Source organism: Aquicoccus sp., from assembly GCF_041686535.1.
Taxonomy (GTDB): Bacteria; Pseudomonadota; Alphaproteobacteria; order Rhodobacterales; family Rhodobacteraceae; genus Aquicoccus.
The window spans coordinates 1-10,998 of the sequence record NZ_JAWLDS010000098.1; the positions used below are offsets into that span (position 1 = coordinate 1).

The window sequence follows — 10,998 nt, forward strand, 5'->3', positions numbered from 1 at the left end:
GAGCGGGTGTTCCCAGCCATAGTTGAGGCCAAAGACCGCGCCCATCTCGCGTTGCATCTCGTAGGCGGGGCGGGTGCGCACCGGGCGCCCGGCGCTGCGCTCTTCGTTCGGGAAGTGGATGGCGAAGCGGTGGGCATACTGGTCGGCAACACGAGCACGGGTGAAATCCTTGCCCGCCCATGCGCCGAACCGCGCCACGTCCCATGCGAACATGTCGAGCCCGGTTTCGCCCGTCGTGATCCATTCAGCCGCCAGCTTGCCCATGCCGCCGGATTGCGAGAATCCGGGGATGATGCCGCAGCAGGCGAAATAGCCCGGGCGTTCGGGCACCGGGCCGAAAAGCACGTTGGCGTCGGGCGACCAGATCATCGGTCCGTTGATCACCCGCTTGATGCCCGCCTGCCCCACGGCGGGCACCCGGTCGATCGCGCGCAGCATGTTCTCCTCGATCCGGTCGAGATCGTCGGCGAACAGTTCGTGCCCGAAATCGGGCGGCGTGCCGTCCTCGGCCCAGAAGCGCATGTCGCGCTCATAGGCGCCGACGAGAAGCCCCTGACCCTCTTGCCGGAGGTAGTATTCGCCGTCACGATCCGCGACCGAGGGCAGACGGCGGGTCATCGCGGCGATCTGGGGGATGGTTTCGGTCACGAAATACTGGTGCTCGGTGGGTTGCAGCGGCAGCGTGATCCCGGCCATGGCGGCCACTTCGCGCGCCCAGAGGCCGGCGGCGTTGATTACCCATGGCGTGCGGATATCGCCCTTTTCGGTGCGCACGATCCATGTGCCATCGGGTTGCGCCGCGGTTGCCGTGACCGGGGTGAAGCGCATGATCTCGCCCCCCCCCGCGCGCGCGCCCAAGGCATAGGCGTTGGTGACGCCCGACGGGTCGACATTGCCGCCATCAGGTTCATACATGATGCAGCGGATGCCATCGAAATCGACCAGCGGGTGCAGGCGTTCGGCCTCGTCCCGGGTGATCTCGTGATAGTTCATGCCGTAGAGTTTCGCCTTGGCCGCCTGCAGCCGAAGCTGATGTTCGCGCGCCTCGGTCTGGGCGAGGTAGAGCGAGCCGGGCTGGAAGATGCCGCAGGACTGCCCGGTCTCGGCCTCGAGATCCTTGTAGAGCTGCATCGTGTAATGCTGAATGCGGCTTATGTTGGTGTTGTCGTGCAACCCGTGGATATTGGCGGCAGCGTGCCAGGTGGAGCCCGATGTCAACTCGTCGCGTTCGATCAGAACGACGTCGCGCCAGCCCGCCCTGGTCAGGTGGTAAAGGATCGAACAGCCGATCACGCCGCCGCCGATCACGACGGCCTGTGCATGGGTGCGCATGGGTGCTCCTTGCTCTTGTCCCGGGTGCGGACCGTGTTGTGGCCCGCCTTGCTTCGGGCCAGATTGGCGCAGGGTGTGGGGCTCGGATTGCCCGAATGCGACCTGCTTCGTCGCTGAGTGACATGCCGGGCGCTGCCGGGACCGGTCAGGGTGGCGACAAGACGGGAACAGAGAGGAACAGACCCATGAAAACCAGTGCGCGCGTGGTCGTGATCGGCGGCGGTGTCGTCGGATGTTCGGTGCTTTACCACCTGACCAAGCTGGGCTGGTCGGACGTGATGCTGGTCGAGCGCAGTGACCTCACGTCCGGCTCCACGTGGCACGCGGCGGGCGGGTTTCACACGCTCAACGGGGACACCAACATGGCCGCGCTTCAGGGCTACACGATCCGGCTTTACAAGGAGCTGGAAGAGATCACCGGGCTCTCTTGCGGGTTGCACCATGTCGGCGGCGTGACGCTTGCGGACAATCGCGACCGGATGGACATGCTCCTGGCCGAGCGGGCCAAGCATCGCTACATGGGGCTGGAAACCGAGATCGTGGGGCCCGACGAGATCCGCAAGATCGCGCCGGTGACGAATACCGAGGGCGTGATCGGGGCGCTTTACGACCCGCTTGACGGACATCTCGACCCCAGCGGCACGACCCATGCCTATGCCAAGGCCGCAAGGATGGGCGGGGCCACGATCGAGACGCATTGCATGGTGAAGGAAACCAACCAGCGCATGGACGGGAGCTGGGATGTGGTGACCGACAAGGGCACGGTCCATGCCGAGCACCTGGTCAATGCCGCCGGGCTCTGGGCGCGCGAGGTGGGGGCGATGGCGGGGGTTTATTTCCCGCTGCACCCGATGGAACATCAGTATATCGTCACCGAGGAAGTGCCCGAGATCGCCGAGATCATCGACGCGGGCGGTGAGCATCCGCACGTGATGGACCCGGCCGGGGAAAGCTACTTGCGCCAGGAAGGGCGCGGGCTTTGTATCGGATTTTACGAGCAGCCCTGCCGGCCATGGGCGGTGGACGGCACGCCGTGGCAGTTCGGGCATGAGTTGTTGCCCGACGATTTCGACAAGATCGAGGACAGCATCGCCTTTGCCTATCGCCGCTTTCCGGCGCTGGAGCGGGCGGGTGTGAAATCGGTGATCCACGGGCCGTTTACCTTCGCCCCCGATGGCAACCCGCTGGTGGGGCCGGTGCCGGGGATGCGCAATTACTGGTCAGCCTGCGCGGTGATGGCGGGGTTCAGCCAGGGCGGCGGCGTGGGCCTCATGCTGGCGCAATGGATGATCGACGGCGAATGCGAGCGCGATACCTTCGCGATGGATTGCGCGCGCTACGGCGACTGGATCACGCCGGGATACACGCGCCCCAAGGTGGTCGAGAATTACCAGAAACGCTTTTCCGTGGCCTACCCCAACGAGGAACTGCCCGCCGCGCGCCCCTGCCGGCAGACGCCGATGTATGACATTTTCGACGGCATGGGCGCGGTCTGGGGCGTGCAATACGGGCTCGAGGTGCCCAACTATTTCGCCGAAGGTGACGAGCCGCGATATGAGACCCCGTCTTTCCGCCGCTCCAACGCCTGGGACGCCACCGCGCGCGAAGTTCGGGCCGTGCGCGAGGCCGTGGGCATCAACGAGGTGCACAATTTCGGCAAATACCTGGTGACCGGTTCGAGCGCGCGCGCCTGGCTCGACCGGATCATGGCGGGGCGGATCCCGAAACCGGGGCGGATCTCGCTCACCCCGATGCTGTCGCCCAAGGGGCGGCTCATCGGCGATTTTACCGTGTCCTGCCTCAGCGACGCGGCGTTCCAGCTCACCGCCTCCTACGGAAGCCAAGCCTATCACATGCGCTGGTTCGAACAGAACGAGGCCGAGGGCGTGCAGGTCGAGAACATTTCCGACCGGCTCAACGGGTTCCAGATCGCGGGGCCGAATGCGCGCGAGGTGCTGCAATCGCTAGTCAGCGAGGATGTGTCCGACATGCGCTTCATGGATCTGCGGCACATGACGTTGGGGATGGTCGATTGCCTTGTTCAGCGGGTGAGCTACACCGGCGACCTGGGCTTCGAGATTTATTGCGACCCGATGGCGCAGCGCAGCCTTTGGGCGACGCTGTGGGAGGCGGGCCAGCCGCTGGGCATGAAACCCTTTGGCATGCGTGCAATGATGAGCCTGCGCCTCGACAAGTTCTTCGGCGCCTGGCTGCGCGAGTTCTCGCCCGATTACACGCCAGGTGAGACCGGGCTGGACCGATTTATCCAATGGTCGAAACCGGTTGATTTCATCGGCAAAGAGGCGGCGGAGGCCGAGCGCGCGGCGGGATCGGAACGCAAGCTCGTGGCCTTCGAGGTCGAGGCCGGGGACGCGGACGTGAACGCCTATGAGCCGATCTGGATCGAAGGCGCGGTCAAGGGGTTCTGCACGTCGGGGGGCTATTCGCACCATGCGGGCAAGTCGGTCGCGCTGGGTCTGATCCCGCGCGAGGTGGCGGCGGATGGCCTCGAAGCCGAAATCGAGATCCTGGGCGAGATGCGCAAGGCGCGGCTGATCGAGACGCCGCTTTTCGATGCCGATGGCGCGCGGATGCGGGGCTGAACCCGGCCCAGCCCTTCATCTTGCCCCAAATACTCCCGCCGGAGGCGCCGGCGCTTGTCTTTGGCGCGCCGTTTGGAAAGACTGGCCCACATGGACCCTATTGCCATCCTGATCCTCGCCGCCGGAGCCTCGTCCCGGATGCGAGGACGTGACAAGCTTTGCGAAGATGCCGCGGGCCAGCCGCTTCTGTCGCGGTTGGTGACGCGGGCCATGGCCACGCGGATTCCGGTCCTGGTCACCCTGCCCGGCCCGGACCATCCGCGCACGGGGCTGATCGGCGGGGCGGGGGCGGTGTCGGTGCCGGATGCCCAGGAAGGCATGGGCGCGTCGATCCGGGCAGGCGTGGCAGCATTGCCACCCGACACCCGGGCGGTGATGATCCTGCCCGCCGACATGCCCGACATCACCACCGCGGATTTGGAGACGATGCGGGATGCCTTTCGCGCCGCACCCGACCAGGTGCACCGCGCAACCAGCGAGGATGGCACGCCGGGGCATCCGGTGGTGTTTCCCACGCGGCTTTTCCCGGCTCTGCTGACGTTGCGGGGTGACGCGGGCGCGCGGGCGGTGCTGCGCGGTGAAGCGATTCGCCTCGTGCCCCTACCGGATCGGCACGCGCTGACCGATCTCGATACGCCGGAAGATTTCGCCGCGTGGCGAACAGTCTGACGCGACGAAAATTGGGGGAGAGATGCGCGCACCCCTCCCCCGTGTGCCCGGGTGAAGGGTCAACACCCGAGGCAGCCGCATATTCGTTGCATTCAGGATGATCCGGGGCCGCGCCTGACCGGCACGACCCCGGTTGATGGATGGCTCAACGGGCGAGCAGTTGGGCCTCGTGCCGTTTCAGCGCACGGCGGGCTGCGGCGTAATCGTCGAGCCCCTCGGCGGTGGTGAGTTCGGGGAACAGCTCGAGAATCTCGTCACGCTGCTCCACGCCCAGACCGTCGAGCACATTGGCCCCCGGCTGGAAGCTCTCGGACCACGCCCCGTTCGAAAGCACGACCTCGTGACGGTCGAACATGAAGTGGACATAGGTAACGCCCAGCGTGCCGACCTCATCGATGCCCGGCATGCCGGTCAGATGCTTGGCCGCGGCCAGCACTTCGGTTTCCTCGAAGTAGAGCTGCGTCTTGTCGCCGGTCAGGAGCATCCGGTGTTGCGGGCTGACCAGGATGTCATGCTCGGGCAGGTTATGACCAAGACTGCCCTTCTGGATCAGGATCGGGCGCAGGTTGGGCGCACGGGCCAGTTCGTGGCCCGTGAGCGTGCGGGTGCCGATCCAGCGGATTTCCTGGATTCCGTTGTCGCGGGTGATGATCTTGTCGCCCGGCTTGAGATCTTCGACCATACGCTCGCCCTTGGGGGTCGCGATGGTGGTGCCGGGGGTGAAGCAGGGCACGATATTCTCGATCTCACGGAATTCGAGGGTTCCGGCGTCTTCACCTTCGCTGTCGAAATAGCGCACCACGCCGTCTTCGCGATCATCGGAGGTGTATTCGATCCGCAATCCGCCACCTTCGGGGACCGAGCCCCGGAGGTCGAGGGTGTCGTAGTCGAAAGGCAGGTCGTCTTCGGGATTGATACCGTCCGGACCGCCACCGCCGTCAACCAGTTCGCCGGGATTGACATTGATGAACGAGTCGCGCCCGTCGGCGCCGAGCATGGTGTCTTCGCCGGCACCGCCGTCGAGCGTGTCATCCCCATCGCCACCGATCAGGATATCGTCACCCGCTTCGCCCTGAAGCTGATCATCGCCCGCACCGCCATAGACGAGGTCATCGCCTTCACCGGCAAGGACGGTGTCATCTCCGGGTCCTGCAATCACGACGTCATCGTTCGAGCCGTCGCGCGCGTCGTTGGCGTCGATCATGTCCCCCTGCGGGTCGCCCGTGTAATCGGCATCGATGAGGTCATCGCCTTCGTCGCCCTCGACGATATAGTTGGGGCCGCCACCATCGCCTTCGTTCACCGTGACGGTGACCGTGGCTGTCGCGCTGTTGCCGTCGGGATCCTCGACCGTGTAGTCGAACGCGTCCTCTCCGGTGAAGCCAGCATCGGGCACGTAGACGACCCGCCCGTCCGGGGCCACGATCGTCGAGCCGTTCGCGGGATCGGTCGTGCCCGTCACTTCGAGCGGCTGGCCCTCCGGATCGCTGTCATTCTCCAGAACGTCGATCACGACGGGCGTATCCTCGTCGGTCGTCGCGCTGTCATCACCCGGAACCGGCATCTGCGGGTCGGCATCCGTCGTCGAGAAATGGATGTCGGAGACGGTGACTTTCTGGTCGCCTTCTCCCGTGTTGTCGTAATCGATCACCACCGAGGCCACCGGACCCGGGATCTCGACCAGGGCGGACGCCTGGCCATCCATGGGCGTCCAGGAGTCGTCGCCACCGCTCAGCGTGTTGCCGTTGGAGTCCACGTCGCTGCCGGGGGTGAGGGTCACGGGCACCTCGTTGCCCTCGGCGTCGAAGCCGCGAACGGTGAGCATGTCGAAATGGAAACCGCCGGCCTCGCCGAGCTCTTCGCTGCCCGTGTCGATGTCATTGATCCGGAAGGAGACGTTTTCCACCTCATCCCCGAAGGCTTCGTCGTTCGATGCAAAGGAAATCGTCGTGGTCGAGGTGTCGGAGGTTCCGCCCTCCCCCCCATCGCCGAAGAGCTTCAGGAAGGAGGTGTCGGCATAGGGATCATCTGGACCGACATAGCCTTCGGCATTGAAGGTGAAGGCCTGCGCACCCGGATCCTCCTGGTTGAAATCGACGGTGACGTTGACACCACCCGTATCCACAGTCTGGGATGACCCCAGATCCGTGCCGTATGCTCCGAAAAGCCCCCAATCGAGTACCAGATCAGCCATAATAAAAAGACCCTTTCACATTCGGCCGGCTTCCCGGCCTGTCGCCTGGCGACACTGCGGGCCATGACACGCGAATGCGTGGATGAGGCCCGTTCAACCCTTCATTCATGACAGCTTCGCACCGCGTGGAAAGATCCGCACGGATGCGGGCGCCAAGGCCCACCCGAGCGGTATTGGTAACGCGACGAAAAACAGCGCGCGCGTTTCACCACTTTCCCCGCATCACGCGGAAGTGTCACAGTTTAGTGGCCGCCCCATGGCCAGCAGACGTGCCCCCCAGTCGGGCAGGGTTACAATAGCTTGAGCAGCATCGTGGACAAACCCGAATCTGGCGGGAATGAGACAAGATCTCTCTCCCTATGGTTGATTTTCGCCCTGATTTCGCCAGAATTCAACTGCCCATCCTGACGATTGTTTCTCATTCGTCATCATCGCGGAGCGGCGGTTTTGACATTTTTTAAAGGCTTTTAAGCAAGGGCGCGCCCTCAGTCACCGACCGTTATGCACAGGCGTTGTTTCCCATTGAGGAACAATGCAATTTGAACGAATGTGTCGGAAATTTGTTCACTTCACGGAAAGATTCGAAGGGTGCCGCCACAATCCAGGCATCAATCTTCGGATTTTCGGACAATTGAACACGGATTCTTAATGATCCTCGGGGAGAGAGTACGAATCGATTGATTCGCAAACCGGGTGGTGGTGCCCAAGGCGAGACTCGAACTCGCACGGTATTGCTACCGGGGGATTTTGAATCCCCTGCGTCTACCATTCCGCCACTTGGGCCCGACACATCGTTTAGCGCGTCGCCAATGGTATTGAAAAGGGCAAAATGCGCCAGTTTCAGTCCCCGATGAGCGGGTCGCGCCGGTTCAGCGTCTCGATATCCATGCCGGCCATCTTCTTGTAGGCGCCCGCAACCTCTTCCAGCTCGTCGCGATCCATCACTTCGGATATGTCGTCGAAGCCATCGGGCGCACGTTCGGCGACCACGTCGAGCACCTTGTCCGGCCCGTCGCCACGATTCGCCAGAACCAATGCATTGACCGGCTCGCGCCGGATGGTGTCGTAGCTTTCGAGCGCGTCCCGGGTCAGGCCATGAGCGCGCAGCTCGCGCGCGAGGATGCGGGCATCGAGGATCGCCTGTGACGCGCCGTTGGAGCCGATCGGATACATTGCGTGCGCCGCGTCCCCCAGAAGCGTCATCCGCCCATGCGTCCAGACCGGGAGCGGGTCGCGATCGACCATCGGGTATTCGAATATCTCTTGGGCATCGGCGATGACACCCGGAATATCGAGCCAGTCAAACGACCAGTCGGCAAAGGCCGGAGCGAAATCGGCACGGTCGCCATCGCGGTTCCAATCCTGTTCGCGCCACTCGTAATCTTCAGGCATCATCCGGTCGGCAATCCAGTTGATCAAGCAGGTGCCGTCACCATAGTCCTCGATCGGGTAGCAGACGAACTTGCACGCCTTGCGCCCGACCATCGCCATGGATCGCCCGGTGAGGAATGTCGGCCCATGCGTCACCCCGCGCCACATCATCACCCCACCCCAATGGGCCGGACCCTCGTCGGGATAGAGTTTCGCCCTGGCGCGCGAATTGATCCCGTCGGCGGCAACGAAGATGCGGCCCTCCGCGGTGCCGGTCTGCGCCCCGGTGGCACGGTCGATCAGCGTGATCTCGACCCCGTTGGCGGTATCGCGCCAATCGCTGACCGCGGCACCGCGATGAATCACGTCGCCGCCTGCACGCTCGATGAGCGCGCGCAGGAGCAGCGTCTGCATCCGCCCGCGATGGATCGAGTATTGCGGCCAGTTGTAACCGGCAAAGCGGCCACGCGGCTCGGACCAGATGCGCCCGCCCTGGGCCGAGAAATAGGCAACCTCCCGGGTCCTGAGACCGTCGGCGTCGAGCGCCTCCGCAAGTCCCATCTCGTGAAGTTCACGGATGGCGTGGGGCTGCACGTTGATGCCGACCCCCAGGGGGCGGATTTCGCGCACCGCCTCGAAGATTCGAAAGGGAATGCCCAGTTGATGCAGGCTCAGCCCCAGTGTAAGCCCGCCAATGCCTGCGCCGGCGATGAGAACCGTCATGGTTGCCTCCGATCGTGCCTCTTTGGTCGGTTTTTGCGCACAGTTTGCAGGGTATGGCGAGATGATGCCAGCGCGCAATGCGGCGCGGGCGGAAAACGGGCAAGGGAGCCGGGATGATACGCGGGCTTTACGACTGGACCATGCGGCTGGCCCATCACCCGCGCGCGCTCTGGGCGCTGGCGGTGGTGGCATTCATCGAAAGCTCGGTCTTTCCGATCCCGCCGGACGTGTTGATGATCCCGATGATCCTCGCCCGCCCGAACCGCGCCTTCCTGATCGCGGCGGTGGCGCTGGTTTCGTCGGTGATCGGGGGGATGCTGGGCTATGCGATCGGGTTCTTCGCCTATGAGCAGATCGGCCAGCCCGTCCTGACGGCGATGGGCAAGGGCGATGCGATGGAGGCGTTCAACACGCGGTTCAACGATTTCGGGTTCTGGGCGGTTCTGACGGCGGGGATGACGCCGTTTCCCTACAAGGTGATCACCATCATGTCGGGCTGGACAGCGATGCCGCTTGGCACGTTCATCGCCACCTCGATCCTCGCGCGGGGGCTGAGGTTCTTCATCGTGGCGATTCTGCTGTGGAAATTCGGCGCGCCGATCCGTGACTTCATCGAGCGCCGGTTGGGCTTGATGTTCGCGCTGTTCGTGATCATTCTGCTGGCTGGCTTCTACGCGGTGAAATACCTATGACATTCGACCGACCGACATTGATCATTCTTGCCGCCGGGGGATCGGCGGCGATGATGGTCGGTGCGCTCTTGTTCCAGTACGTGGGCGAGATGGCGCCGTGCAAGCTGTGCTACTGGCAACGCTATCCACATGTGGCCGCGGTGGTGATCGGTCTGTTGGCGCTGATGGTGGCAGGAAGGGGCCTGCCCTTGCTCGGCGCGCTTGCGGCGGGCAGCACGGGCGGCATCGGCGTCTACCACACCGGGGTCGAGCGCGGTTGGTGGGAAGGACCGGCCAGTTGCTCGGGTGGTGGCGGGCTGGGCGGGATGTCGGGCGCGGATCTGCTGAGCGTTGATTCGCCCACCGGCGTCGTGATGTGCGATGAAGTGCCCTGGGAGATGTTCAGCCTTTCGATGGCGAGCTGGAACGCGGTGATTTCCTTCGCCCTCATGGCGATGTGGCTCCTGGCGGCGCGCAGCCGGGTCTGAGCCCGCCCGATCAGCCCCGAGCCGATTTGCGGGTCGAGAGCAGGAGCGAGGTCTCGCTGGTCGCCACCCCGTCGAAACGGCGGATGCGGGCCAGAACCTCGTCGAACTCCTCGAGCGTGGCGGTGCCGATCTCGGCGATCACGTCCCAGCGGCCATTGGTGCTGTGCACCCCGCGCACCGCCAGCAGCCCCGAAAGCTGGCGGATGATCCGGTCGGCGCCGCGCCCCTCGATCCCGATCATCATCAGCCCGCGCACCGGGTCGGCCTGCGCATCCTCCTTCAGGACCACGGTGAAGCCGATGACCTCGCCTGCTTGCCTGAGCCGTTCGATGCGCGCGCGCACGGTGGTGCGCGATACCCCAAGCAGCAATGCCAGATCGGAGAGCGAGGCGCGTGCATCATGGCGCAGGGCCGAGATGAGTTTCCGGTCGGTTTCGTCCATTTCGTGCAAATGCCCCTTCGTTTCGACAATTTTGGCGTCATGATGGCCCATTTGCCCGCTGGATCAATCCCCGTATCGGAGAAATACAAGCAGAGAGCAAAGAAAGAGGATCGTGATGGAGCAGCGAGACGTTCACCTGATCGGGGTGCCGATGGACAGCGGCAAGGCGCGGCAGGGCTGCCGGATGGGACCGGATGCCTATCGCATCGCGGGTCTCGGGGACGAGCTCGAACTGCTCGGCCACCGGGTCACGGACCGGGGCAACATGGCCCCTGCCCGGCATCCCGAGGACGCGCCGGGCGGGCATCTGTTCCGCCCAAACGCGGTGATTGGCTGGACAAGCGCGCTGATCGGAGCGGCGCGCGCGGCCATGGCGGCGGGCCTGCCGATCTTCATGGGCGGCGATCACGCGCTGTCGCTGGGCAGCGTCGCCGGGGTGGCCGCCCACGCGGCCGAGGCCGGTCGGCCGCAATTCGTGCTCTGGCTCGATGCGCATTCGGATTTC

Annotated in this window: 9 protein-coding genes and 1 tRNA gene; 5 read left to right on the top strand and 5 right to left on the bottom strand. The window is 64.4% G+C overall.

Features of this window, described 5'->3' with window-relative positions:
• The coding region (locus ACESL9_RS15065) for an FAD-dependent oxidoreductase (protein WP_372675099.1) at positions 1 to 1,332 on the bottom strand (1,332 nt) is incomplete at its 3' end.
• Between the two features lie 185 nt (positions 1,333 to 1,517).
• Here ACESL9_RS15065 and ACESL9_RS15070 point away from each other — a divergent pair.
• Positions 1,518 to 3,935 carry an FAD-dependent oxidoreductase gene (locus ACESL9_RS15070; protein ID WP_372612614.1) on the top strand — a complete coding sequence of 806 codons (2,418 nt, stop codon included), beginning with the start codon at positions 1,518 to 1,520 and terminating at the stop codon, positions 3,933 to 3,935.
• 90 nt (positions 3,936 to 4,025) lie between these two features.
• Positions 4,026 to 4,604, top strand: a complete 579-nt coding sequence (locus tag ACESL9_RS15075) for an NTP transferase domain-containing protein (RefSeq protein ID WP_372612616.1) — start codon at positions 4,026 to 4,028, stop codon at positions 4,602 to 4,604.
• 145 nt (positions 4,605 to 4,749) lie between these two features.
• Here ACESL9_RS15075 and ACESL9_RS15080 read toward each other — a convergent pair whose 3' ends face one another.
• From ACESL9_RS15080 to ACESL9_RS15090, 3 genes are all read right to left on the bottom strand, one after another.
• Positions 4,750 to 6,798 (bottom strand): Hint domain-containing protein, encoded by a 2,049-nt coding sequence (locus ACESL9_RS15080; protein WP_372612618.1) that lies wholly within the window; start codon positions 6,796 to 6,798, stop codon positions 4,750 to 4,752.
• A gap of 697 nt (positions 6,799 to 7,495) precedes the next feature.
• A tRNA-Leu gene (locus ACESL9_RS15085) sits at positions 7,496 to 7,581 on the bottom strand.
• A 57-nt stretch (positions 7,582 to 7,638) separates the two neighbouring features.
• Positions 7,639 to 8,892: a flavin-dependent oxidoreductase gene (locus ACESL9_RS15090; RefSeq protein WP_372612620.1), complete on the bottom strand. Its 1,254-nt coding sequence runs from the start codon at positions 8,890 to 8,892 to the stop codon at positions 7,639 to 7,641.
• A gap of 113 nt (positions 8,893 to 9,005) precedes the next feature.
• On the opposite strand from ACESL9_RS15090, the gene ACESL9_RS15095 reads away from it, so the two are divergent.
• The gene (locus ACESL9_RS15095) at positions 9,006 to 9,584 is read left to right on the top strand and encodes a YqaA family protein (protein ID WP_372612622.1); all 579 of its coding nucleotides are present in this window, start codon (positions 9,006 to 9,008) and stop codon (positions 9,582 to 9,584) included.
• Positions 9,581 to 10,051, top strand: coding sequence for a disulfide bond formation protein B (locus tag ACESL9_RS15100; RefSeq protein WP_372612624.1), 471 nt, complete (start codon positions 9,581 to 9,583; stop codon positions 10,049 to 10,051). The genes ACESL9_RS15095 and ACESL9_RS15100 overlap by 4 nt, the downstream gene beginning before the upstream one ends.
• Before the next feature lie 10 nt (positions 10,052 to 10,061).
• On the opposite strand, the gene ACESL9_RS15105 is transcribed toward ACESL9_RS15100, so the two are convergent.
• Entirely contained in the window at positions 10,062 to 10,493 is a 432-nt protein-coding gene (locus ACESL9_RS15105) for an Lrp/AsnC family transcriptional regulator (protein ID WP_372612626.1), read from the bottom strand.
• Positions 10,494 to 10,608: 115 nt separating this feature from the next.
• Between ACESL9_RS15105 and ACESL9_RS15110 the strand changes: the two genes are divergently transcribed.
• Positions 10,609 to 10,998: arginase family protein (locus ACESL9_RS15110; RefSeq protein WP_372675100.1), on the top strand; the 390-nt coding region annotated here is incomplete at its 3' end.

Coding starts and splice junctions, on each gene's coding strand:
- ACESL9_RS15070 (WP_372612614.1), top strand. CDS start 1,518: ATGAAAACCAGTGCGCGCGTGGTCGTGATCGGCGGCGGTGTCGTCGGA.
- ACESL9_RS15075 (WP_372612616.1), top strand. CDS start 4,026: ATGGACCCTATTGCCATCCTGATCCTCGCCGCCGGAGCCTCGTCCCGG.
- ACESL9_RS15080 (WP_372612618.1), bottom strand. CDS start 6,798: ATGGCTGATCTGGTACTCGATTGGGGGCTTTTCGGAGCATACGGCACG.
- ACESL9_RS15090 (WP_372612620.1), bottom strand. CDS start 8,892: ATGACGGTTCTCATCGCCGGCGCAGGCATTGGCGGGCTTACACTGGGG.
- ACESL9_RS15095 (WP_372612622.1), top strand. CDS start 9,006: ATGATACGCGGGCTTTACGACTGGACCATGCGGCTGGCCCATCACCCG.
- ACESL9_RS15100 (WP_372612624.1), top strand. CDS start 9,581: ATGACATTCGACCGACCGACATTGATCATTCTTGCCGCCGGGGGATCG.
- ACESL9_RS15105 (WP_372612626.1), bottom strand. CDS start 10,493: ATGGACGAAACCGACCGGAAACTCATCTCGGCCCTGCGCCATGATGCA.